This window comes from Pseudomonas capeferrum, assembly GCF_013523055.1.
Classification (GTDB): Bacteria; Pseudomonadota; Gammaproteobacteria; order Pseudomonadales; family Pseudomonadaceae; genus Aquipseudomonas; species Aquipseudomonas capeferrum_A.
Genome location: NZ_JAAMQM010000024.1, coordinates 64,651 through 88,511 on the forward strand (window position 1 = coordinate 64,651; position 23,861 = coordinate 88,511).

The following is a 23,861-nucleotide window of genomic DNA, read 5'->3' on the forward strand; positions in this document are numbered from 1 at the left end:
GTCCGACGATTGGGATCATTCGAACAAGGCGTCCAAGGCTTGCTCGAGCCGAGTCACTGCAATGACCTGCAAGCCGGGCGGCGACTCCTTCGGCGCGTTCCCCTTGGGCACGATGGCGCGCTTGAAACCATGCTTGGCGGCTTCCTTGAGCCGCTCCTGGCCGCTGGGTACCGGCCGCACTTCACCCGAGAGGCCGATCTCCCCGAATACCAGCAGGCCATGAGCCAGGGGACGGTTGCGCAGGCTGGACATGACGGCCGCCATGAGCGCCAGGTCCGAGGCGGTCTCCAGGACCTTGACACCACCGACCACGTTGAGAAAGACGTCCTGGTCGTGGGTCGGAATACCCCCATGTCGATGCAAGACGGCCAGTAGCATGGCCAGACGATTCGGGTCCAGGCCCAAGGTGACGCGCCGCGGATTGGACAGGTGACTATCGTCTACCAGCGCCTGCACTTCGACCAACATGGGACGGGTGCCTTCCCAGGTTGCCATGACCACGCTGCCAGACACTTCTTCCTGGGCACGATTGAGGAAGATGGCCGAAGGATTGGAAACCTCCTTGAGGCCTCGATCGGTCATGCCGAACACGCCAAGTTCATTGACCGCGCCGAAACGGTTCTTCACCGCCCGCAGCAAGCGCAGGCGTCCATCGGACTCGCCTTCGAAATACAGCACGGTATCGACCATGTGCTCCAAGACCCGCGGCCCCGCCAGAGCACCTTCCTTGGTCACGTGGCCGACCAGGAAGATCGCCGTGCCGCTCTGCTTGGCATAGCGCACCAACAGCGCGGCGCTTTCGCGCACCTGGGCGACGCCACCGGGTGCCGACTGCAGTTGTTCGGTGAAGATGGTCTGGATGGAGTCGATCACCATGACCTGCGGCTTTTCCAGGCGCGCGGTCGCGATGATCGACTCGATGCAGGTCTCGGTCATCACGCGCAACTGGTCTTGCGGCAGCCCCAGCCGGCGCGAGCGCATGGCGACCTGCTGTTGCGATTCCTCGCCAGTGACATAGAGCGCAGGCATGCGAGTGGCGATATTGCACAGTGTCTGCAAGAGGATGGTCGACTTGCCGATACCTGGGTCGCCGCCGATCAGCACCACCGAACCATCGACCAGGCCGCCTCCCAGGACCCGATCCAGTTCGGTACTGCCAGTACTGAAGCGAGGAATCTCCTCGACGCTGACCTCGGCCAGGGTCTTGATCTGCGCCTGCTGCCCGGCCCAACCGTTACGCCCACTGGGTGCCGCGGCCGCCCCACTCTCGATGACGGTCTCGACCAAGGTATTCCAGGCACCGCACTCGCCGCATTGACCTGCCCATTTCGGGAAGGTCGCGCCGCATTCGGTGCAGCCATACAAGCGCTTGGCCTTGGCCATGTGGATAGCTCTCCAGGAAAAGGTTGCCATGATAGCTGACAGCGACGGACGCCGGGCCTCACGGAAATCGACAAAACTATTCGCCGCCTGTGAAGTCACTAACACCATCGCGGCGCGACAAACGCATTAGCTGACGTACACTGTTCAACCATTTTCAATTTGTAACAAGGAATAAACCATGGGCGTGCTCAACGAATTCAAGGCCTTCGCGGTCAAGGGAAATGTCGTAGACATGGCAGTCGGTATCATTATCGGCGCCGCCTTTGGCAAGATCGTCTCATCCTTTGTTGGCGACGTGATCATGCCTCCACTCGGCCTGTTGATCGGCGGGGTGGACTTCAGTGACCTGGCAATCACCTTGAAAGCCGCACAGGGTGACATACCCGCGGTAGTGCTGGCCTATGGCAAGTTCATCCAGACCGTGATCGATTTCGTGATCGTTGCCTTCGCGATCTTCATGGGCGTCAAGGTGATCAACCGTCTCAAGCGTGAAGAAGCCGTAGCGCCCTCTGCGCCACCTACCCCGACACCTCAGGAAACCCTGCTGACGGAGATTCGCGACTTGCTCAAGACGCGGGACCAGAATCGCCTGCCTTGAGTACAGTTGATCGAAACGGCGTCCATAACGTCGTTTCGGCGTTTACCAGTAACTTTCTACCGCGACCTGCCCCGGACGTCGGCTCAGGCTCAGTTGCAGATCCCGCTGCTTGAGCACGGCGCGTGTATCATCGACCATCTGCGGGTTGCCGCATAGCATGATCCGTGAATGCTCGGTGCTCAGTTCCAGACCCGCCGCAGCCTCCAACTCCCCTGTTTCGAGAAGCGTGGTGATCCGAGCCCGTAGCGCGCCAGGGTGCGCCTCACGCGTCACCACCGGAATGAATTGCAGCTTACCGGCATGCTCCGCCAGGTAATCGCGTCGCTCAAGACCCGCGATCAGATCAAGATAGGCAAGCTCCTTGGCTTCACGCACCGAGTACACCAGCTTGATCGACTCGAAGCGCTCCCAGGCTTCGAAGTCCTGAAGGATCGACAGGAAGGGCGCAATGCCAGTGCCGGTCGCCAGCAGCCAAAGATCACGGCCGCCCACGAAACGATCGAGGCTGAGGTAACCGAATGCCTGGCGATCGATGAGCAGCTCATCGCCCGTGCCCAGGCGGCTCAGCTCACTGGTGAACTCGCCCCCAGGGACCACGATGGAGAAGAAGTCGAGGTATTCATCATGGGGCGCTGAAACCATCGAATAGGCACGCCACGCCACGCTACCGTCGGCTTTCGTCACTCCCAGCCGCGCGAACTGCCCTGCCCGAAACCTGAAGCCCGTGTCGCGCGTGACGCGCAGACTGAAAAGGTTCGCGGTCAACGGCTGCACCTCGAGCAGTGTCTGGCGAGTGAACTTGTCGGGGCTGGCAGTCATGTGTGGCTCCATTGATCAGATGACTCTAGTGTCGCGCAAACGCTTGAAGATAAATACGTTCAGTTTGTGGGGCCTCACCTCTATACAAGAGTTGTACAAAATCCTATTGCTATAGCGAATTGTTCCTAACACAGCGTAGGAAAGAACCTACACTCTGTCCGGCCAGACCTAAAGTTGGATCCATTTATGGGAGCATGCCATGCACTGGAAAGCGGACCAATTGCAACAGTTGCTCGACCAGACCCATCCAGATCAGGCCTTCGGCAACGCGCTCGAGTTGGTCCAGCACCTGGACTTGAATTTCCTGGGACTAGTTGTGTACCTCAATGTGCCCGGGCAACCACGTCGTATCATTTCGTATAATAATTATCCCGACGCGTGGAACGCTCACTACGAAGCCAACGGCTTTATCAAGGTCGACCCGATCCCTCTCCAGTCCCGCCAGAGCACCAACGCTGTGCTCTGGCGGGATGAGCTGTTCGAAAAGGTACCCGAGTTCAGGAAGACCGCCTGCAGCTACGGACTCCGTCATGGCTGGACCCAGTCGGTACACGATCAGCGGCACAACGAATTGCAGTTGAGCGTGGCGCGACCGGTGGGGGATATCAGCACCGAGGAGCTTTACGAAAACAGTGCTCAGGCGCTCTGGTTGTGTCACAGCCTGCATGGCATCTTGTGCGAGCATCACCAGCCTTCGTCGGGACCGGACCCGGCACTCACGGACCGCGAGCACGAGGTACTGAAATGGTCGGCCGCCGGCAAGACCGCTGCCGATATCGCCTGCATCCTGTCGCTTTCGACCAGCACGGTGAATTTTCACATCAGAAGCCTGATCACCAAGACCAATGCCTCCAACAAGGCAGGCGCGATTGCCATAGCCGCCATGAAGGGCCTGCTTTGAGTTTCGACCGCCCAGCATGGTGCAAAGCTTGTAGAATCGTGCATTTCGCTCGCCGCCTTCATGGCAGGCAGCCTTGCACCCGAGTCCGACACCATGCCTTCGCTTGATACGCCCTTTGCCAATCTTGATCTGATCCGCCAGCCGGAACAGGCCAACGACCCTCTCCAGGCATTCGATGCCGCCGATCAGTACCTGCTGGAACACCTGGCCGCGCAAGACACCGACTCGCGATGCAGGGTGCTGGTCCTCAATGATGCGTTCGGCGCCATTGCCGCCAGTCTGAGCGGGCACATGCAGGTAGTCGGCAGCGGTGATTCGCACCTCGCTCGACTGGCCCTGGAAAAGAACTTGATTCGTAACGGCAAAGCGTTCGACAGCGTCGATTTCGTCCCAGCCAGCGAACAGTGGCAGGGCTGCTTCGACCGGGTACTGCTACGGGTGCCCAAGACCTTGGCCCTGCTCGAAGAGCAGCTGATTCGCCTGCACGGACATCTGGCACCCGGCGCACAGGTGATCGCCGGCGCCATGATCAAGCACCTGCCCCACGCCGCCGGGGACCTGTTGGCCAAGTACATCGGCCCGGTGCAGGCATCCCTGGCCCAGAAGAAGGCCCGGCTGCTGACTGCCATCCACGCCGAGCGTCCCCGGGCCACCTCGCCCTACCCTACAGGTTACAGCCTGGAATCGCCCAGACTGGAGCTGCTCAACCATGCCAACGTGTTTTGCCGTGAGGGGTTGGACATAGGAACTCGCGCTTTCCTGCCGCACCTGCCACGTGACCTGGGCAGCGCTCGAATCGCCGATCTTGGCTGCGGCAATGGCGTACTGGCGATTGCCAGTGCCCTGACCAACCCCACGGCGCACTACACCCTGATAGATGAGTCGTACATGGCCGTGCAGTCGGCACGGGAAAACTGGCAAGCGGCGCTAGGTGATCGTCCGGCGCGTTTCGAGGCAGCGGACGGCCTGGCCGGGCAGGAGAAACAGTCCCTGGACGTAGTGTTGTGCAATCCGCCCTTCCACCAACAACAGGTCGTAGGCGATTTCCTGGCCTGGCGGATGTTCCAGCAGGCGCGGGATGCCTTGGTGGTCGGCGGAGCGCTGTACATTGTCGGTAACCGTCATCTGGGTTACCACAGCAAGCTCGCGCGCCTGTTCCGAGGCGTGGAGCAAGTCGCGGCAACGCCCAAGTTCGTGGTGCTCAAGGCTCGCAAGTAGACGATGTGGCGGCCGCTGGACGCATACTGATGGTTTTTCCAGTTAACTTGAGTCGAGCGACACCGGCGGCGGCGCTCGATTGCAAGTACGCACAAGAACTTAACGCAGGCAGCGAGCAGGGCCAGCCTCAAGCCCCGCACCTCGATCAATGCGTAGTCAAACCCGCGGCTGCCATGAACATCCGCATCAACCAGGCCACGATCCCCAGGGCAAGCACGCTGGCGCCCCAGATCAGCACCAGCCAGCCAAGCCGTTGCCACAGCGGTCTTTTCGGTTCTTCAATGCCGTCATTCCTGGTCATCGCCCAGCTCCTCAATGATAGCCGTCATCATCATGGGTCACCTTGCCGCGGAACACGTAGTAGCTCCAGAAGGTGTAACCCAGGATCAGCGGGATGATGAACAGTGTGCCCACCAGCATGAAGCCTTGGCTCTGCGGGGGCGCCGAGGCGTCCCAGATCGAAATGGAAGGCGGGATGATGTTTGGCCAGATGCTGATACCCAATCCGCTGTAGCCAAGGAAGATCAAGACCAGCGTCAGCAGGAAGGGAGTGTAGTGGGCGCGGCGGGCAACCGACCGCAGCAGCCCGTAGAGCGTGACCAGTACCAGGATGGGCACCGGCAGGAACCAGAACAGGTTGGGCAAGGTGAACCAGCGCTCGGCGATGTTCGGGTAGGCCAGAGGCGTCCACAGGCTCACCACACCGATCACCGCCAACAGCACCAGCGCCAAAGGTCGACCCAGGTCATGCATTTGCTCCTGTAGCGGGCCCTGGGTCTTCACGATCAACCAGGTGCATCCGAGCAATGCATAAGCCACGATCAGACCGAGCCCGGAGAACAACGCGAAGGGCGTCAGCCAATCCAGCGATCCACCGGCGTAACTGCGGTCGACCACCTTGAAGCCCTCGATGAAGGCGCCCAGGGCGACGCCTTGGAAAAAGGTGGCGACCAGCGATCCACCGATGAAGGCCTTGTCCCATAGATGGCGCTTTTCGGCATGGGCCTTGAAGCGGAACTCGAAGGCCACGCCACGGAAGATCAGGCCGGTGAGCATCAGCATCAAGGGCAGGTAGAGCGCGGAAAGCACGACCGAATATGCCAATGGGAACGCACCGTACAATCCGGCGCCACCGAGTACCAGCCAGGTTTCATTGCCATCCCATACCGGCGCCACGGTGTTCATCATGACGTCGCGGTCTCGGTCGTCCTTGACGAACGGAAAGAGGATGCCAATCCCCAGATCGAAGCCATCCATGACCACGTACATCATGATGCCGAAGATGATGATCACAGCCCAGATCAGCGGAAGATCGATACCCATGGTTCAGTGCTCCTCGGTCAGGCTGGTGGAATCGGGCTCCTGCCCGTCGTCGGCGGCGGACAGCGGACGCGCCGGAGTGCGTTTCCGGCCAGGCCCGCCCGGCCTCTGCTCCTGGCCCTCCCCTGTATACGGCCCTTTGCGCACCAGGCGCATCATGTAGCCCAGGCCCGCGCCGAACAGAGCGAAATACACCACGACGAACATGATCAAGGTGAAGCCCAGTTGCGCATAGCTGTGATTGGAGACGCCATCGGCGGTGCGCATCAGGCCATACACCACCCAAGGCTGGCGACCGATCTCGGTGGTGAACCAGCCGGCAAGGATGGCGATGAGTCCGGACGGGCCCATCCACAATACCAAATACAGGAATGGTCGCGAGCGGTAGATCGCATTGTCACGCCGCAACCACAGGCTCCAGAGCCCGGCCGCGATCATCAACAATCCCAGACCTACCATCACCCGGAAGGACCAGAAGATGATCGTCGCGTTGGGCCGGTCTTCAGGTGGGAAGTCCTTCAAGGCCGGGACCTGCTTGTCCAGGCTGTGAGTGAGGATCAGGCTGCCCAGCACCGGGATCTCGACCTTGAACCGCGTCACCTCGGCTTGCATGTCGGGGAGGCCGAACAGGATCAGAGGCGTCGGCTCGCCTGGGGAGTTTTCCCAGTGGCCCTCGATCGCGGCGATCTTTACCGGTTGGTGCTTGAGTGTGTTGAGGCCATGGAAATCGCCGATCACGGCTTGGATGGGCGTGACGATCAACGCCATCCACATGGCCATCGAAAGCATCTTGCGTACGGCAGGGTTGTCGCGCCCCCGCAGCAGGTGCCAGGCCGCCGACGCGCCTACGAAGAACGCAGTGGCGATGAAGGCGGCAGTGGCCATGTGCATCAGGCGGAAGGGGAAGGATGGGTTGAAGATCACTGCCAGCCAGTCGACCGGGATGATCCGCCCATCGACGATCGCATGACCTTGCGGCGTGTGCATCCAACTGTTCGACGCCAGGATCCAGAAAGTCGAGACCAGCGTGCCCAAGGCCACCATGACCGTGGCGAAGAAATGCAGACCGCGGCCCACTCGGTTCCAGCCGAACAGCATCACGCCCAGGAAACCGGCCTCGAGGAAGAACGCCGTGAGCACCTCGTACGTCAGCAGAGGGCCGGTGACGGCGCCAGCAAAGTCGGAGAAACGGCTCCAGTTGGTACCGAACTGGTAGGCCATCACCAGACCGGATACCACGCCCATGCCGAAGTTGACGGCGAAGATCTTCGACCAGAACTTGTAGAGGTCACGGTAGACATCCTCACCGCTCTTGAGCCAAAGGCCTTCGAGTACTGCCAGGTAGCTCGCCAGGCCAATGGTGATGGCCGGGAACAGGATATGAAAGGACACGGTAAACGCGAACTGGATTCGAGCGAGATCCAGAGCCTCTAAACCGAACATGGCACTTCCTCTGGCAGGTGATCGCACCAGGCAGAGGGATGAAGCCCGCCGCCCACAGGACTGTCGAGTACAGTGATCCGGATTTGTTCTATCTATTGCAAAGAATCATGCCCAGTGGCCATTTCGGTGCAAACGAAGCATTGATCCAGATCAAGGTCTGCTCAAAGCATATGCCTGAACTGTCGGCAGGGTCGTGTGGTTGATTGTCGCGCGGACACGTCGTTTTCAGCCTATAGCATGAGGCTCAGCTGAAGCTCGTAGCCCTGCCGGGCTCGGCAACCCGTCCCGCTCTCACGCCAACCCGTAGCATGATAGAGCGCCAGAGCCGCCTGATTCTCCGGGTCGACGGAAAGTTGCAGCAGACGCACTTCAGGCCACAGGGTACGAACGAGATCCGGCAACGCGGTCATGCAGAAACGGCCCAATCCTTGTCCCTGCATGTTTCGATCTATCTGCAAGGCACAGAGCGCCGCGGCATCGGCCTGGGCCCAGAATGGCAGGAACGGTCCGCGTTCGAGCAACATGAAGCCGCGTGGCACGCCTTGGTGCACCAAGGCGATGCCCCTTCGATCGTCACCCTTGGTGCTGATGAGAATATAGAGTGCGTTGGCGATGTCGCCCGAGAAGCGGATCTGGTCGAGATGGACCTCTATGTCGATCAGCTGGCTGCGTTGAAACGGGGTCAGATGGCGATAGTCGATCAGCTGCATGAGGGGTCTTGGCCAGGATGTCAGGGCACAACCTGCCGTTATCCGATGCCAATTGCAACTTGCATTACCGAACGACCGGCATGCTGGTATCATGCGCGGCTTTTTTCACCCCGGATGAAAGCCAGGCAGGCGGTACGGTCTGTGCTTTGCTGAGGGGGTCGATTATTTCAAGGCGCAAGGCGCCATGGGGAGCGGGCATGCTGGAAAGGCTGTTTCAACTCAAAGCACATGACACCAACGTACGTACCGAGATCCTTGCGGGCGTCACGACCTTCCTGGCCATGGCCTATATCCTGTTCGTCAACCCGAGCATCCTCGGCGAGACGGGTATGGACAAGGGCGCGATCTTCGTCGCCACCTGCCTGGCCGCGGCGATCGGCTCGGTGACCATGGGCCTGATCGCCAACTACCCGATCGCCCTGGCACCGGGCATGGGGCTCAACGCGTTCTTCACCTACACCGTGGTGCTGCACATGGGGCACACCTGGCAGGTGGCACTGGGCGCGGTATTCATATCGGCCGTGCTGTTCTTCCTGCTGTCGATCTTTCGGATCCGCGAATGGATCGTAAACAGCATCCCCCTGCCGCTGCGTTCGGCCATTGCCGCCGGCATCGGCCTGTTCCTGGCATTGATCGCCCTGCACAACGCAGGCATCGTGGTGGACAATCCGGCCACCCTGGTCGGCATGGGCGACCTGAGTCAGCCCGCGCCGATCCTGGCGACCCTGGGCTTCTTCCTGATCGTCGCCCTGGAGGCCATGAAAGTCCGTGGCGCGGTGCTGATCGGTATCCTCCTCGTCACCGTGGCTTCGATCCTGCTGGGCGTGACTCCGTTCGGTGGCGTGGTGTCGATGCCGCCGTCGCTGGCGCCGACCTTCCTGCAGCTGGACATCAAGGGGGCGCTGGACGTCACGCTGGTGAGCGTGATCTTCGCGTTCCTGTTCGTCGACCTGTTCGACAACTCCGGCACCCTGATCGGCGTGGCCAAGCGCGCGGGCCTGATGGGCAAGGACGGCCACATGCCGAAAATGGGACGCGCCCTGATCGCGGACAGTACCGCGGCCATGGCCGGCTCCCTGCTGGGCACCTCGACCACGACCAGCTACATCGAGTCGGCCGCAGGCGTCAGTGCCGGCGGGCGCACCGGCCTGACAGCCATCGTCGTGGCCGCGATGTTCCTGCTGGCCTTGTTCTTCGCCCCACTGGCAGGCAGTGTGCCCGCGTTCGCTACAGCGCCGGCGCTGCTGTTCGTCGCGGTGTTGATGGCCTCGGGCCTGGCCGAGATCAACTGGGACGACGTCACCGAGGCGGCGCCCGTGGTCATCACCGCCCTGGCCATGCCCCTGACCTATTCGATCGCCAACGGCATCGCCTTCGGGTTCATCGCCTGGACCGCCATCAAGCTGATTTCCGGCCGCTATCGCGACCTCAATTCGGCCTTGGTGATCCTCTCCATCCTGTTCGTCATCAAGCTGGGCTGGTTCAACGCATGAGTGCTGTCCTCGATCCCTCGTCCTACTCCGAGCAACTGGCGGCCAAGGTCGCTCGTCTGCGTGACCTGCTGGCGCCTTTCGAGGCACCGGAGCCGGCGGTCTTCGATTCGCCTCGCGAGCATTACCGGCTGCGCGCCGAATTCCGCCTGTGGCGCGAGAACGAAGAGCGCCACTACGCGATGTTCGCACCGGGCGAGAAGCACATTCCGATCCTGATCGAAGAGTTCCCCATCGCCAGTCGCCTGATCAATGACCTCATGCCTCGGCTCAAGGCCGCATGGCGGGCCAGTCAGGCGCTGAGTTTCAAACTGTTCCAGGTAGAGTTCCTCACCACCCTGGCTGGCGACGCGATGATCACCCTGTGCTACCACCGCCCCCTGGACCAGGCGTGGGAAGATGCCGCCCGTCAGCTGGCGCACGACCTCGGCGTAAGCATCATCGGGCGCTCCAAGGGCAAGCGTGTAGTGATAGGTCGCGATTACGCCGTGGAATCGCTGGAAGTGGCGGGACGCACCTTCCGTTACCGTCAACCGGAAGGCGCCTTCACTCAGCCTAACGGCACGGTCAATCAGAAGATGCTTGGCTGGGCCTACGATGCCCTGGGCGAGCGTGAAGACGATCTGCTCGAGTTGTACTGCGGCAATGGCAACTTCACCCTGCCGCTGGCCACGCGGGTACGCAAGGTGCTGGCCACCGAGATCAGCAAGACCTCGGTCAACGCCGCCTTGCACAACCTGGACGATAACGGTGTGGACAATGTGCGCCTGGTGCGCCTGTCGGCCGAGGAACTGACCGAAGCGCTCAACGAAGTTCGACCGTTTCGTCGTCTCGAAGGTATCGACCTGAAGAGCTATGACTTCGGCAGCGTGTTCGTCGATCCGCCACGCGCGGGCATGGACCCGAACACCTGTGAGCTGACCCGGCGTTTCGAGCGCATCCTGTACATTTCCTGCAACCCGGAAACCCTCGCGGCGAATATCGCCCAGTTGCACGACACTCACCGGATCGAACGTTGCGCACTGTTCGACCAGTTCCCCTATACCCATCACATGGAAAGCGGCGTCCTGCTGGTCAGGCGCTGAATCGGCGCAGGTTCAGCCTGCGACCGGCCGCCTTCGCGGTGAGCGCCTGCTCGCCGCGAAGGCAGATGTACAAACCTCGAGTGGCCGGCACAGCCGGGCCTCAGAAGTCGAAGAACACCGTCTCCCCTTCCCCTTGTATGCGCATGTCGAAGCGATAGGCCGTCTGACCGTCCACTTCGCAACGACGTGCGATCAAGGTTTCGCGGCGCTGCGGCTGCTCGATCAGATTAAGCACCGGGCAGCATGCGTTCGCTTCGGCTTCATCCTCGAAATAGAGTCGGGTATGCAGGTGGATATTGATGCCACGGGCAAACAGACTGATGTTGATATGCGGCGCCATGGGCAGCCCCGCGGTGTTGTTCACCACGCCAGGCTTGATCGTGTGCAGCGTCCATTCGCCGGCATCGAACGTGGTGGCGGTACGCCCGAAGCTGTTGAAGGCATTCTCGACGTTGTAGGCATCCTGATACTCACCGTTGGCATCGGCCTGCCAGAACTCCAGGAAGGAATCGCGCACAAGGTGGCCGTTGCCGTCATAGACATGGCCGATCAGCACGATCTGCTCGCCCGGCGCGTCGGGCCGCGCCATGCGATTCCAGATTTCATGGTCACGGGTAGGATTGCCCGCCGCGTGCAACGCCAGGCCGATGTGCACGTAGGGACCGGCGGTCTGCGAGGGAGTTTCCGGTAGCAGTTCGATAGGCATGACGGGCTCCTCAGCAGTTTTCGAAATGAGTCTTGCGCTGTCCGCGCAGGGTGATGTCGAAGCGATAGGCCAGACAATCCATGGGGTTGGCATTGCTCATGTCGAGCTTGGCGATGAGTTGCTGGACTGCTTCGGGGTTGGCGATCGACTTGACGATCGGGCACAGCGGGATCAGCGGGTCGCCCTCGAAGTACAGCTGGGTGATCAACCGGGCGGCGATCGATGGACCGCTGACCGAGACATGGATATGCGCCGGGCGCCAGTCGTTGGGCCCGTTGCGCCACGGATAAGGCCCGGGCTTGACGGTGCGGAAGCTGTAGTAGCCTTCGCTATCGGTCAGGCAGCGGCCGACGCCACCGAAGTTGGGGTCGAGCGGCGCCAGGTAGCGGTCGTTCTTGTGACGGTAACGGCCACCGGCATTGGCCTGCCAGATCTCGACCAGGGTATTGGGAACAGGTCGACCGTACTGGTCGCGTACCCGACCGGCGACGATGATGCGCTCGCCGATGGGCAGGCCACCCTTGTTGAAATTGAGCAGCAGGTCATCATCGTGCGGGCCGAACCCCAGATGGGAAAAGTCCGGGCCGGTACTCTCGCTGATCGACTGCGGGATGCTCACCAGCGCCTGGCGCGGAGAACGGGGTACAGAGGTCTTGTAGTCAGGCGTCAAGGCTTTGGGGTGCCAGTTGCGATCACGGATCACGAAGCGGCTGGTGTCCTGGGCGGGCATGCCGTTTTCCTCTCTTGGAATTGTAAGAACGCCTGTGCGTGGCAGGCGTGCTTGCAGTTTCCGACAGGTCGAGCAGCGAGCGATACTGAAAACCTCGACTTCATGCATATCCAGATGGTTATGCAAATTTGGAACGACTGACGCCCCACACCAGTCTGGACTAATCTCAGTCTTCATGTTTCAACGCTCGGAGATCACACATGGAATGGCGAAAAGGCAGGCGCAGCGACAACGTGGTCGACGCACGCGGCAGTGGCGGTGGCGGTGGCATGCGTTTTGGCGGCGGCAAGGGCCTTGGTCTGGCGGGCATCCTGTTGATAGTCGGTATCGGCTGGCTTACCGGCCAGGATCCGTTGCAGATCCTCGGCCAGCTTACCGGGCAGGTGGAACAACAGGCTGTGCCGACCGGGGCCGAAAGCAAGGCGCCACCGGCCAACGATCAACAGGCCGACTTCGTCGCCTCGGTCCTGGGCGACACCGAAGACACCTGGAAGGCGTTGTTCGCCCAGGCCGGCAAACAGTACGACGAGCCGAAACTGGTGCTGTTCAGCGGGCAGGTCAACTCGGCATGCGGCTTCGCTTCTTCCGCGGTCGGTCCGTTCTATTGCCCGGGCGACCAGCGTGTCTACCTGGACATGAACTTCTTCCGGGAAATGGAGAACCGCTTCTCCGCCGCTGGTGACTTTGCCCAGGCTTATGTGATTGCGCACGAGATCGGTCACCACGTTCAGACCCTGATGGGCGTCTCGGCGCAGGTTCAGACTGCTCGTCAGCGTGGTCAGCGGATGGAGGGCGACAATGGGCTGCTGGTGCGTCAGGAGTTGCAGGCCGACTGCCTGGCCGGGGTATGGGCGTACCAGGCGCAGAAGCGCCTCAACTGGCTGGAACCTGGCGATGTGGAAGAGGCCCTGAACGCGGCCAACGCGATCGGCGACGACCGTCTGCAACAGCAAGGTCAGGGACGCGTGGTTCCGGATTCCTTCACCCACGGTACCTCCGCGCAACGCGTGCGTTGGTTCAAGGCCGGCTTCGGCAGCGGAGAAGTCAGCCAGTGCGACACGTTCAACGCGCGTAATCTCTGATCCCCCGCTTCTCCCGCGCGGCCGTGCCGGGTATCTGGACGGCCGCGCAGCCTCGAGCCAGGGCGGACAGCCCACTCCGTCATCCTCTCTTACAAAAAGCGTTTCAGCTTCGGCCCAGGCCGCCGATAACTGCTGCACGGATCAGCGGGCACCCAAGAAAAACTACGCTTTGCGATCAAAATCAAGAGAGCGAAACAATTTCGGAGAGCGTGCATGAACAGCTGGTTTGCCAATATCAGCGTCAACTTGAAACTCGGGCTGGGCTTCGGCCTGGTCCTATTGCTGACGGGCCTCCTGGCCCTGACCGGGTGGACCAGCCTGGGTAGCCTCATCGACCGCAGCAACTGGATGAGCGACATCACCCAGCTCAACAGCGATCTGACCAACCTGCGAGTGGCACGTCTGCAGTACATGATCACCAACGGCGACGATACGTCGGCGGCGAATGTCCAGGCCAAGCTGGATACCTTCAGTGCCCAGCAACAGCATCTGGTCAACACCTTCAAGAGCCCCGAGAACCTGAAGCTGCTGAAAGAGCAGGGCCAGAGCATCAGTGAATACCGCACATCACTGGAGAAGATGCGTCAGGGCTACAAGGCCACGCAGGCGGCCAAGGAGGTCATGAGTCGAGTTGCCGGACAGGCCGATACCGCCTTGGAGGCGATCAGCCGCGCCGTCCTCTCGCGTTCGGAAAACGACAGCGTGCGACTGGCCCAGTACCTCCCGGTCAGCAGTGCCAGGCAGCAGTTGATGCAAGTGGGCGTGGACGTGCGCAGCTACCTGGCCGATACCAGCGGCAGTATCGAGCAGGCCGTCTTCCGCCAGCTGGACACTGCGTTGGCGGGCATCGAAGGCCTTGAGCGCCAGCTTCCCGAGCAGGCAACACCGATCAGGGAGTTCGAGACTGCCCTGGTCGCCTACCGTGATGCCGTGCGCCAGTTCCGTGATGCCACTGCGCAGATCGCCGTCGCCCGCCAGGAAATGACCGTCCAAGGCACCGATATCGTCAAGCACAGCGACGCCCTCTACAAGATCCAGCTCGAACGGCGTGATAACGAGAGCAGCGAAGCGCGCACTCTGCAAGCTGCCGTTACCTTGCTGGCCTTGCTGTTCGGCGTCCTGGCCGCCGTGCTCATCACTCGTCAGATCACTCGTCCCCTGCGCGAGACGCTCGAAGTGGTGAGTCGGATCGCCAGCGGTGACCTGACCCATGACGTGCGTGTGGTACGTCGTGATGAACTGGGCGCGCTGCAGCAAGGCATTGCCCGCATGGGCGTCACGCTGCGTGAACTGATCGGCGGCATTCGCGACGGTGTCACGCAGATCGCCAGTGCTGCCGAGGAGCTCTCGGCCGTTACCGAGCAGACCAGCGCAGGCGCCAACAGCCAGAAAGTCGAGACCGATCAGGTGGCTACCGCCATGCATGAAATGGCCGCCACGGTGCAGGAAGTGGCGCGCAATGCCGAACAGGCCTCCAGCGCGGCGACCAATGCCGACAGCGATGCCCGGGCGGGCGACAAGGTCGTGGGCGAGGCCATCAGTCAGATCGAACGCCTGGCCGTGGAAGTGCACCGCTCCACCGAGGCCATGACCCTGCTGCAGCAGGAGAGCCAGAAGATCGGCAGCGTCATGGACGTGATCAAATCGGTGGCCGAACAGACCAACCTGCTGGCGCTCAACGCCGCCATCGAAGCCGCGCGCGCCGGCGAGGCCGGGCGTGGTTTCGCGGTGGTTGCCGATGAAGTGCGGGGGCTCGCGCAACGTACCCAGAAGTCCACCGAGGAGATCGAGGTGCTGGTCGCCGGTCTGCAGCAAGGCACTCAGCAGGTCGCCACCGTCATGCAGGGCAGCCGCGCACTTACCGAGAGCAGCGTCGAGCTGGCACGCAGGGCCGGGGCCTCATTGGCGAACATCACCGGAACCGTGTCCGGTATCCAGTCGATGAACCTGCAGATCGCCGCGGCGGCCGAGCAGCAGAGCGCCGTCGCCGAAGAGATCAGCCGAAGCATTCTGAATGTCCGGGATGTGTCGGAGCAGACCGCTGCCGCCAGTGACGAGACAGCGGCGTCCAGCGTCGAGCTGGCGCGTCTGGGAAGCCAGCTGCAGAGCCTGGTCAGTCAATTCAGGGTTTGATGATGAACAGCGCCGGGACGATTGGCTGTCCCGGCGTGGTACTACGACACGACAAGGACTGCCGGATAGGACGTTTATCGAGACAAAGCTTCACCTGTTGCTCAGCCAAGCGAAGCATTCGATCTTCGGATACTGAGGCTTATCCTGCAGCCTTCGAACCTTCTGGGTGCAGATAGCGTCATCGCGGGCAAGCCCGCTCCCACTGGAGGCAGCGGCGTCTGTGCCATCCAGTGGGAGCGGGCTTGCCCGCGATGGGGCCATCAGCAATCATCAAAAAGCTCGGGCTTGGATCACCAAGGCATCGCCTCTGCCTCTAACACCCAAGACTGGCATTAGGGCAGCGCCCTCTACTTGACGATCACACCCTTGCCACGCCCACGGGGGTCGGAGGCTGTTTCCAGCTTGTCGCCGTCGACACGGATCGCTTGGATGTCGCCCATTTCCCAGCCTTGGTCTTCCAGTACGTAGCCCATCTTCTTCAGCTCGTCCGCCGTTTTCCCTTCCAGCGGTGCATAGGCATCGAAATAGATGGTGTCCTTGGGCAGCAACTGATGATGTACACGTTGCGCGGCCACGGCCCTCTCCAGAGGCATGCCGTAGTCGTACAGGTTGTTCATCACCTGGAAGATCGAGGTGAAGATCCGCGAGCCGCCCGGCGTGCCGATCACCAGGGTGACCTTGCCATCGCGCGTGACCAGCGTAGGGCTCATCGAGGACAACATGCGCTTGCCAGGTGCGATGGCATTGGCATCCCCGCCTACCACGCCGAATGCGTTGGCTACGCCAGGCTTGGAGCTGAAATCATCCATCTCGTCGTTGAGCAGGAAGCCCGCGCCCTTGACCACGACCCCGCTGCCGTAATCGAGGTTGAGGGTATAGGTATTGCTCACGGCGTTACCCTGCCGATCGACGATGGAGAAGTGGGTAGTCTGGTGCGACTCCAACCCCGGGCGCACCGTTTCGGTCACCGAAATGGCTTTTGGATCGACCTGCTCGGCGCGCTTGGCCAGGTAGTCCTTGGCGACCAGTTGATCGACCGGCACCTTGGTGAAACCGGGGTCACCCAGGTAGTCGGCGCGGTCGGCGAAGACGCGTTTTTCGATCTCGGCCAACAGATGGATGTATTGCGCCGAGTTGTGTTCGACACCTTTGAAGTCTGCCGCGCGCTGTTCCTTGATACCCAGCAGCTGGGCCAGGGCGACGCCGCCGGAACTGGGCGGCGGCGCGGTATAGACCACATTGCCACGCCAGTCGATGGCGATCGGATTACGCCACAGGGCCTTGTAGTCCTTGAGGTCGTCCTTGGTGATCAGGCCTTTGTCGGCCTTCATCTGCGCCACCAGCAGATCGGCAGTCTGGCCCTGATAGAACTCGCTGACACCCTTGTCGGCAATGCGCTCCAAGGTCTGGGCCAGCTCAGGCTGGGTGAAGGTTTCGCCCCGCTTCATGCTGCCGAAGTAATCGTTGAAATTGGTCCCGCTCTTGAACAGGCCCTGGGCATCGTCGCGGTACTGGAACTGTTTGTCGGCGATCTTGAAGCCCGTCTTGGCGTAGCCGATGGCGGGCGTCAGCAGCTCCGACCACTTCATCTTGCCAAATTTCTGGTGGGCCTCCCAAAGCCCCATGACCGTGCCGGGCACACCCGCCGCGCGGGCACCGACCAGGCTCAGGTTCTCGATCACCTCGCCCTTGTCGTCCAGGTACATGTTGCGGGTCGCCGCTTTGGGCGCCACTTCCCGATAGTCCAGGAAGTACGGCTTGCCATCGACATAGAGGGTCATGAAGCCACCGCCACCGATATTGCCTGCCTCGGGGTAGGTGACCGCCAGGGTGAAGGCTGTTGCCACCGCGGCATCCACGGCGTTGCCACCCTTCTTGAGGATATCGGCAGCTACCTGTGCGGCATATTGATCAGGCGCGGCTACCGCGCCGCCTTCCAAGGTCACCGCGAACGCGGCAGAACTGCTCAGGATCGCGGCACCGAGGGCCAGGGACTGGAACATGACAATGCGCATGCGGACTTCCTTGCTGTTGTTTTTCTTGATCGGTCATTAAGGCCGAAGTCAGTCGATTAATCAAACAGCGTAGGAGATTTCCGAGCGGCCGCTCAGCAGGCGTAGATCGCCAGCTTCTGCTGGATGAAGTCGAGGAAGCACTGAATGCGCAAGGCCAGCCGGGTATTGCGGTAGTAGACGGCGTTGATCGGCTGGCGATAACCATTGTTGGCGTCATCCAGCAAGACCTGCAGCCGACCGGCGTGGATGTCCTCATGAGTCATGAAATGCGAGAGACAGACAATGCCCTCTCCGGCCAGCGCCAACTGACGCAGGGTCTCGCCGCTGGAAGCGCTGACCTGTGGCCGGATGCTCCAACGGTCTCCCCCGGCATGGCGCAGCGGCCATTGATTGAGGACCTCGGGACGGCTGAACCCGAGCAGGCAATGCTCGGCCAGTTCCTCGACCCGCCGTGGCGTCCCGTGTCGTTCCAGGTAAGCCGGGCTGGCCAGTACCTGCAACGGGCTGCAACCGAGAGAACGGGCATGCAGGCTGGAGTCGGCCAGTTCGCCGATGCGAATGGCCACATCGGTACTCTGTTCCAGCAGGTCGATGATCAGGTCGTCGGTATCGAGTTCCAGCTCGATCTCCGGGTACCGGCGGCGGAACTCGCCCAGCCAGGGCAGGATGGCGTGCAGCATGAAGGGGGCGGCGGCGTTGATGCGCAGGCGTCCGGAAGGGGTCTGTCGGTGCAACGACAGGCGCTCTTCCAGATCGGTCATCTGCTCCAGGATGAGCTTGGCGCGTTCGAGAAAGAAGCGTCCCTCCTCGGTCAGGTCCATCCTTCGCGTGGTGCGATTGATCAGCGTGATGCCAAGCTTGGCCTCCAGGCGCGACAGGGTGCGGCTGACAGCCGAAGGCGTCTGCCCTACCTGATCAGCCGCCGCCGAAATAGAGCCACAGTCGATGACCGAGACGAACACCTGCAATTCATCAGAACGGGTTTTCAAGCGCAGATCCTGCCTGGGAAATTCGCCATGATTGAAACCGCTCGCTGACAGCGGTGCAAGTGCTTCACTTGGCTTGGCCAAATACCTGGCTCAGGTGAGCCTCGTAAGCCGCTACGGCGGCGGGGACATCCGGACGCTTCATGACATCGACCGCCAGGAAGGTCGGCAGGCCGGTCATGCCAAGGAACTGATTGGCCTTGTGGAAAGGGAAATAGACAGCATCCACCCCTTTGCCTTCGAAGAAGTCACTCGGATCGTCGAATGCCTGCTGCGGTGCGTTCCAGGTCAGCGACAGCATGTATTGCTTGCCCTTGATCAGGCCGCCGCTACCGTATTTCTGCGAGGCATCGGACCGCGTCCGACCATCGTTGGCATAAAGGCTGCCATGCCCGGCGGTGAAGACTTCATCGAGGTACTGCTTGACCGTCCAGGGGGCGCCCATCCACCAGCCGGGCATCTGATAGATCACTACATCGGCCCAGAGGAATTTTTCGACTTCTTCCTGGTTGTCGTAGCCGCCATCGATGAAGGTCTGATGGACCTCGTAACCGGCCCGGTCCAGGTAGGCCAGCGCCACCTCATGCAGGGTTTCGTTCAGACGGCCGTCGGAGTGGGCAAAGCGCTTGCCGCCATTGAGCAGAAGGATTTTTTTCATGTTCAAGCCTCATCTGTGTAGGTCGGCAACGTCTATACCTGCCGTCCGGGTCAATTTGCATGGCGGCAGATTAGGCAGTGCTACACAGCAGAAAAAGGCACCTACGCGCAAAATAGTTTTGCCCATAATTCACGAATGACATCGAGATTGTTGCTTTAGAATCGATTCACCTGATTACTGACAGAGTCTACCAATGACAGAGCAATACGCTTTTATTCTCAAAGCCAAGACCCGCCCAGAAAAAGCGGAAGCGTTCGAAGCGTTGTTCAGGCCCTATGTAGAGCCGAGCCGAAAGGAGCCGGGCTGTATCGAATATCATATGCTGCGCGACAAGTCGGACCCCAGCCTGTTCCTGTTCTATGAGGTCTGGGCAAGCAAGACCGACCTCGATGTCCACTCCGCGCTGCCGCATATGCAACGATTCGCCGAGCAACGCATGGACTACCTGGAGCGCGATTTCGATATCCAGCTGATCGAGATGCTCAGCCCGTCCTCGGCCAGCCAGCGATAGCGCATACAGACTGCCGGACGTCGAGCACAGGCAACCGCGTGGGGCGGACTGCCCCTATGGTGACGGGTCACTCAACCACTGATCTGGAGCCCTGCATGTCCGATTTCATTACCGTCCTGCGCGAAACCTGCCCGACCCCGGTGCTGGATGCGACCCAGTGGAAGCGCATCGGCGGCGATCCGCATACGGTCAACCTCAATGCCTACCTGTCGGCTGACGGCAGCAAGATCATGGGTACCTGGATCTGCACGCCCGGCAAGTTCGAGGTCAACTACGACAAGTGGGAGTACTGCCACTTCCTCGATGGCTATTGCATCGTCACGCCTGAGGGTGAAGAGCCCAAGCACCTGAAGGCCGGAGACGTATTCGTCATCGAGCCGGGCATGAAAGGGACGTGGGAGGTGGTAGAAACCGTGCGCAAGTACTTCGTATTCGCCTGATGGTTTTCAGCTAACGACATCGCAAGCAGGCGTTTCACCTTGGGCAGTACGACAGGGCGAAACGCCTGCTTGCATTGAAGGTCGTCCAGCGCGTCACTCGCTCTGGCGGTTACTCTGCTTGCGATAGCTTTCGATGATGGCCGAAAAGTCCTTGCCGCCCTCCCCGCGCAGGCTCATGGCCTGGTACAGCTGTTGGGCCACGGCGCCCAGAATCACCGGTTGACGGGCCTGACGCGCAGCTTCGGTGGCCAGGCCCAGGTCCTTGAGCATGAGGTCGGCGCCAAACCCGCCGGTATAACCACGCGAGGCCGGCGCCGTTTCGATCACACCTGGCCAGGGGTTGTAGGTATCGGAACTCCAGCAGCGTCCGGTCGAGCTGTTGATGATGCCCGCCAGCACCTGGGTATCGATGCCCAGCGCGTTGCCCAATGCCATGGCTTCCGATACGCCGACCATCGAGATGCCCAGCAGCAGGTTGTTGCAGATCTTGGCGATCTGCCCTGTTCCCACTTCGCCACAATGGACGATGCTACGGCCCATCTGTTCGAGCACCGGCTTGAGGGTGGCGAACAGCTCTTGGCTGGCCCCCACCATGAAGGTCAAGGTACCGGCTGCCGCGCCTCCAGTTCCCCCCGATACCGGCGCATCGCCCATGTCCACGCCCTTGTCGGCCGCTGCCTTGGAAACGTCACGAGCGGTCTGAGGGTCGATCGTGCTGCAGTCAACCGTGGGCGTGCCGGGCCGTACGCCTGCCAATACGCCGTCCTCGCTCAGATAGACGCTGCGCACATGGGCCGCCGCCGGCAGCATGGTGATCACCAGTTCGCTGTTGGCCGCGGCGTCTCTTGGCGAGTTGCTGATGCGCCCGCCCAGCTCGGCGAGTTCAGCCAGCACGGTCTTGTTCAGGTCGAACAGGTTCAGGGTGTGCCCGGCCTTGATCAGGTTGCGGGCCATGGGTGCGCCCATGTTGCCCAGACCGATGAATGCGATATGCATGGGACCTCCTTAGCGCAGGCTGATAGTGGTGTTGACGCCATCGTTGACGCTGTCGTCGTCGAACCAACGAGCGGTGACGGTCTTGGTCTGAGTGTAGAACTGCACCACCTGCTTGCCGTACGGCCCCAGATCGCCGAGTTTGGAACCGCGCGAGCCGGTAAAGCTGAAGTAAGGTACTGGCACCGGAATGGGAATGTTGATACCGACCTGGCCGATGTCGATTTCACTCTGGAACTTGCGTGCCGCCGCGCCGCTCTGGGTGAACAGACCGGTGCCGTTGCCGTAGGGATTGCCATTGACCAGGGCGATGGCTTCATCGAGGGTCTCGACCTCCAGCACCACCAGCACCGGACCGAAGATTTCCTGGGTGTAGATCTGCATGTCGGTGGTCACCCCGGAAAACAGGGTAGGCCCGACGAAGTTGCCTTGTTCGTAACCTGGCACCTTGACGTCGCGCCCATCGAGGTCGAGTGTCGCGCCCTCCTTGATACCGCTTTCGATCAGACCGAGTACGCGCTCCTTGGCCTGTTTCGAAACCACGGGCCCCACGTCGGTGCCCGGCTCGTGCCCCGCATTGACCTTCAACTGGCTGGCCGCTGCCTTGATGTCCGGCAGCCACTCGCGCGCCTTGCCCACCATGACCGCTACCGAGGTGGCCATGCAGCGTTGGCCGGCCGCGCCAAAGGCCGCGCCTACCAAGGCATTGACCGTCTGGGCACGATTGGCGTCGGGCAGGACCACGGCGTGATTCTTGGCCCCCATCATCGACTGGACGCGTTTGTTGTGCTGGCTGGCAAGGTTGTAGACATGGGTACCGACCGCGGTAGAGCCAACGAACGAAATCGCCTTGATATCACTGTGGGTACAAAGCGCGTCGACCACTTCCTTGCCACCGTGAACCACGTTGAGTACACCCGCCGGAACTCCAGCTTCCAGCGCCAGTTCGACCAGCATCATGGTCGACAACGGGTCCTGTTCGGATGGCTTGAGCACGAAGGTATTACCGCAGACGATGGCCATGGGAAACATCCAGAGCGGGATCATTGCCGGGAAGTTGAACGGAGTGATTCCGGCACAGACGCCGATCGGCTGGCGCAGGGTGTAAGTGTCCACTCCACCGGCGACGTTCTCGGCGAACTCGCCCATCTGCAGGGTGCCGATGGAGGCGGCATGCTCGACCACTTCAAGGCCGCGGAAGATGTCGCCTTCGGCATCGGCGACGGTCTTGCCCTGCTCGGCACTGAGGGTCTGGGCGATACGCTTGCTGTGCTCGCGGATCAGCGCCTGCAACTTGAGCATGATGCGCATGCGCGCGCCGATCGGGGTGTCACGCCAGGTCTTGAAGGCCCGCTGCCCGGCCGCCACGGCGGCGTCCACTTCCTCGGCGGTGGCGAAGGGCACGCGCGCGAGTACCTGCTGGGTCGCGGGATTGACCACATCGCGCCACTCGGAGGTGGCCGACTCGACCCATTGACCGTCGATCAGCAGTTTGACGTGCTCGACCTTGACCTGGTCGGGGCTGTGGGGTGCGTTCATCTGCGTGCTCCTGGAATTATTGTTGGGACGAGATCGCCAGCGCCGCAGTCAATGCGAACCGCTTGGGACTAGGGCTGTTTTCGAGTATAGATGTGCAAACATCCAACAAGAACGCACAAAAAAACCGGATCAACATGCAAAAAGACCTTACCTCCCTGGGGACCCTGAACTGGGATGACCTGAAGTTCTTTCTGGAAGTCGCCCGTACCCGCAAGGCCAGCAGTGCCGCCAAGCGCCTGGGCGTCGATTACACGACGGTATCCCGGCGCATTGCCTCGCTGGAGATCGCGCTCGGCACGCTGTTGTTCGAGAAGTCGCGGACAAGCGGCTTTGTCCTGACGACGGAAGGTCAGCGCCTGCTGGGGTATGCAGAGTCGATCGAGAGCACGCTGCACATGGCCTGCGAGCAGGTGTCCGGGTCCGGGGTCGCGCTCTCGGGCCATGTGCGCATGGGCTGTACGGAGGGCTTCGGCAGCTTCTTTGTCACGCCACAGTTGAGCCGCTTCGTGGATACCTATCCGGCGATATCCGTAGACATCCTGCCGCTGCCCCACTTCATCAGCCTGTCCAAGCGCGAGGCCGACATTGTCATCGCCCTGGAGCGTCCGGAGCATGGGCCCTATGTGTGCTGCAAGCTCTGCGACTATCGCCTGCGGCTGTACGCTACCCAGGAATATCTGGACAGCCATCCGGACATCCGCCAGATCAGCGACCTGGCCAGCCATCCCTTCATCAGTTATGTGGATGACCTGGCCTTCAGTTCGGAGCTGCTGTATCTGGCCAATCTGATTCCCAACGCCACGGCTCACTTGCGCAGCACCAGCGTGATCGCCCAGTACACCGCCGCCTTGCAGGGCCGGGGACTGGCTATCCTGCCGTGCTTCCTGGCGGCCCAGGACTCGCGTCTGGTGACAGTGTTGCCTGAAGAAATCGAGGTGACTCGGCAGTTCTGGATGTACTGCCGGGAGGATCTGCGCAAGCTCAAGCGGATCATGCTGCTGTGGGACTATATCCGCGCGGTGACCGAGCGTAACGCACCGCTGCTGATGGGTGGCTCTCGCACGATGGAATTTGCCGATTGATCGGGAGCTCCAGGGCGAT

At 61.3% G+C, this 23,861-nt stretch carries 23 protein-coding genes; 10 read left to right on the forward strand and 13 right to left on the reverse strand.

Annotated elements, in window-relative coordinates; all coding sequences use genetic code 11:
• Window positions 1-15: 15 nt before the first annotated feature.
• The gene (radA, locus tag G7009_RS23255) at window positions 16-1,383 is read right to left on the reverse strand and encodes a DNA repair protein RadA (RefSeq protein WP_181132447.1); all 1,368 of its coding nucleotides are present in this window, start codon (window positions 1,381-1,383) and stop codon (window positions 16-18) included.
• A gap of 178 nt (window positions 1,384-1,561) precedes the next feature.
• Between radA and mscL the strand changes: the two genes are divergently transcribed.
• Entirely contained in the window at window positions 1,562-1,981 is a 420-nt protein-coding gene (mscL, locus tag G7009_RS23260) for a large-conductance mechanosensitive channel protein MscL (RefSeq protein ID WP_181132448.1), read from the forward strand.
• Between the two features lie 42 nt (window positions 1,982-2,023).
• Here mscL and G7009_RS23265 read toward each other — a convergent pair whose 3' ends face one another.
• Window positions 2,024-2,800, reverse strand: a complete 777-nt coding sequence (locus G7009_RS23265; protein ID WP_181132449.1) for a ferredoxin--NADP reductase — start codon at window positions 2,798-2,800, stop codon at window positions 2,024-2,026.
• Between the two features lie 199 nt (window positions 2,801-2,999).
• On the opposite strand from G7009_RS23265, the gene G7009_RS23270 reads away from it, so the two are divergent.
• Together G7009_RS23270 and G7009_RS23275 are read left to right on the forward strand one after the other, a co-directional pair.
• Window positions 3,000-3,701 carry an autoinducer binding domain-containing protein gene (locus tag G7009_RS23270; protein WP_181132450.1) on the forward strand — a complete coding sequence of 234 codons (702 nt, stop codon included), beginning with the start codon at window positions 3,000-3,002 and terminating at the stop codon, window positions 3,699-3,701.
• 93 nt (window positions 3,702-3,794) lie between these two features.
• On the forward strand, window positions 3,795-4,919 hold the full coding sequence (locus G7009_RS23275; protein WP_181132451.1) for a methyltransferase: 1,125 nt from the start codon (window positions 3,795-3,797) through the stop codon (window positions 4,917-4,919).
• Window positions 4,920-5,064: 145 nt separating this feature from the next.
• Here the strand turns inward: G7009_RS23275 and G7009_RS23280 are convergent, their stop codons facing one another.
• The 4 genes from G7009_RS23280 to G7009_RS23295 all read right to left on the reverse strand — a co-directional run bounded on the left by G7009_RS23280 (window position 5,065) and on the right by G7009_RS23295 (window position 8,392).
• The gene (locus G7009_RS23280) at window positions 5,065-5,220 is read right to left on the reverse strand and encodes a DUF2474 domain-containing protein (RefSeq protein ID WP_181132452.1); all 156 of its coding nucleotides are present in this window, start codon (window positions 5,218-5,220) and stop codon (window positions 5,065-5,067) included.
• An 11-nt stretch (window positions 5,221-5,231) separates the two neighbouring features.
• Window positions 5,232-6,242 carry a cytochrome d ubiquinol oxidase subunit II gene (gene cydB, locus G7009_RS23285; protein WP_181132453.1) on the reverse strand — a complete coding sequence of 337 codons (1,011 nt, stop codon included), beginning with the start codon at window positions 6,240-6,242 and terminating at the stop codon, window positions 5,232-5,234.
• Between the two features lie 3 nt (window positions 6,243-6,245).
• On the reverse strand, window positions 6,246-7,682 hold the full coding sequence (locus tag G7009_RS23290; protein WP_181132454.1) for a cytochrome ubiquinol oxidase subunit I: 1,437 nt from the start codon (window positions 7,680-7,682) through the stop codon (window positions 6,246-6,248).
• Between the two features lie 230 nt (window positions 7,683-7,912).
• The gene (locus G7009_RS23295; protein ID WP_181132455.1) at window positions 7,913-8,392 is read right to left on the reverse strand and encodes a GNAT family N-acetyltransferase; all 480 of its coding nucleotides are present in this window, start codon (window positions 8,390-8,392) and stop codon (window positions 7,913-7,915) included.
• A 197-nt stretch (window positions 8,393-8,589) separates the two neighbouring features.
• On the opposite strand from G7009_RS23295, the gene G7009_RS23300 reads away from it, so the two are divergent.
• On the forward strand, window positions 8,590-9,885 hold the full coding sequence (locus G7009_RS23300; RefSeq protein ID WP_181132456.1) for an NCS2 family permease: 1,296 nt from the start codon (window positions 8,590-8,592) through the stop codon (window positions 9,883-9,885).
• The gene (trmA, locus tag G7009_RS23305) at window positions 9,882-10,967 is read left to right on the forward strand and encodes a tRNA (uridine(54)-C5)-methyltransferase TrmA (protein ID WP_181132457.1); all 1,086 of its coding nucleotides are present in this window, start codon (window positions 9,882-9,884) and stop codon (window positions 10,965-10,967) included. Before G7009_RS23300 ends, trmA begins: the two co-directional genes overlap by 4 nt.
• A gap of 100 nt (window positions 10,968-11,067) precedes the next feature.
• Here trmA and pcaG read toward each other — a convergent pair whose 3' ends face one another.
• Together pcaG and pcaH are read right to left on the reverse strand one after the other, a co-directional pair.
• Complete coding sequence (gene pcaG / locus G7009_RS23310) at window positions 11,068-11,673, reverse strand: protocatechuate 3,4-dioxygenase subunit alpha (protein ID WP_181132458.1); 606 nt, start codon at window positions 11,671-11,673, stop codon at window positions 11,068-11,070.
• Between the two features lie 10 nt (window positions 11,674-11,683).
• On the reverse strand, window positions 11,684-12,403 hold the full coding sequence (gene pcaH / locus G7009_RS23315; protein WP_181132459.1) for a protocatechuate 3,4-dioxygenase subunit beta: 720 nt from the start codon (window positions 12,401-12,403) through the stop codon (window positions 11,684-11,686).
• Window positions 12,404-12,603: 200 nt separating this feature from the next.
• Here pcaH and ypfJ point away from each other — a divergent pair, with 200 nt between their 5' ends.
• On the forward strand, window positions 12,604-13,485 hold the full coding sequence (gene ypfJ / locus G7009_RS23320; protein ID WP_181132460.1) for a KPN_02809 family neutral zinc metallopeptidase: 882 nt from the start codon (window positions 12,604-12,606) through the stop codon (window positions 13,483-13,485).
• Window positions 13,486-13,698: 213 nt separating this feature from the next.
• Window positions 13,699-15,618, forward strand: a complete 1,920-nt coding sequence (locus G7009_RS23325) for a methyl-accepting chemotaxis protein (protein ID WP_181132461.1) — start codon at window positions 13,699-13,701, stop codon at window positions 15,616-15,618.
• A gap of 347 nt (window positions 15,619-15,965) precedes the next feature.
• Here G7009_RS23325 and ggt read toward each other — a convergent pair whose 3' ends face one another.
• From ggt to G7009_RS23340, 3 genes are all read right to left on the reverse strand, one after another.
• Entirely contained in the window at window positions 15,966-17,633 is a 1,668-nt protein-coding gene (gene ggt, locus G7009_RS23330) for a gamma-glutamyltransferase (protein ID WP_181132462.1), read from the reverse strand.
• A 92-nt stretch (window positions 17,634-17,725) separates the two neighbouring features.
• Complete coding sequence (locus tag G7009_RS23335; protein ID WP_181132463.1) at window positions 17,726-18,622, reverse strand: LysR family transcriptional regulator; 897 nt, start codon at window positions 18,620-18,622, stop codon at window positions 17,726-17,728.
• A 64-nt stretch (window positions 18,623-18,686) separates the two neighbouring features.
• Window positions 18,687-19,277 carry an NAD(P)H-dependent oxidoreductase gene (locus G7009_RS23340; protein ID WP_181132464.1) on the reverse strand — a complete coding sequence of 197 codons (591 nt, stop codon included), beginning with the start codon at window positions 19,275-19,277 and terminating at the stop codon, window positions 18,687-18,689.
• 193 nt (window positions 19,278-19,470) lie between these two features.
• Between G7009_RS23340 and G7009_RS23345 the strand changes: the two genes are divergently transcribed.
• Together G7009_RS23345 and G7009_RS23350 are read left to right on the forward strand one after the other, a co-directional pair.
• Window positions 19,471-19,788, forward strand: coding sequence for a putative quinol monooxygenase (locus G7009_RS23345; RefSeq protein WP_181132465.1), 318 nt, complete (start codon window positions 19,471-19,473; stop codon window positions 19,786-19,788).
• A 95-nt stretch (window positions 19,789-19,883) separates the two neighbouring features.
• Window positions 19,884-20,228: a cupin domain-containing protein gene (locus G7009_RS23350; RefSeq protein WP_181132466.1), complete on the forward strand. Its 345-nt coding sequence runs from the start codon at window positions 19,884-19,886 to the stop codon at window positions 20,226-20,228.
• A 93-nt stretch (window positions 20,229-20,321) separates the two neighbouring features.
• Here G7009_RS23350 and mmsB read toward each other — a convergent pair whose 3' ends face one another.
• Together mmsB and G7009_RS23360 are read right to left on the reverse strand one after the other, a co-directional pair.
• On the reverse strand, window positions 20,322-21,224 hold the full coding sequence (gene mmsB / locus G7009_RS23355; protein ID WP_181132467.1) for a 3-hydroxyisobutyrate dehydrogenase: 903 nt from the start codon (window positions 21,222-21,224) through the stop codon (window positions 20,322-20,324).
• 9 nt (window positions 21,225-21,233) lie between these two features.
• The gene (locus tag G7009_RS23360; protein ID WP_181132468.1) at window positions 21,234-22,760 is read right to left on the reverse strand and encodes a CoA-acylating methylmalonate-semialdehyde dehydrogenase; all 1,527 of its coding nucleotides are present in this window, start codon (window positions 22,758-22,760) and stop codon (window positions 21,234-21,236) included.
• 134 nt (window positions 22,761-22,894) lie between these two features.
• On the opposite strand from G7009_RS23360, the gene G7009_RS23365 reads away from it, so the two are divergent.
• Entirely contained in the window at window positions 22,895-23,842 is a 948-nt protein-coding gene (locus tag G7009_RS23365) for a LysR family transcriptional regulator (RefSeq protein WP_181132469.1), read from the forward strand.
• Window positions 23,843-23,861: the final 19 nt, after the last annotated feature.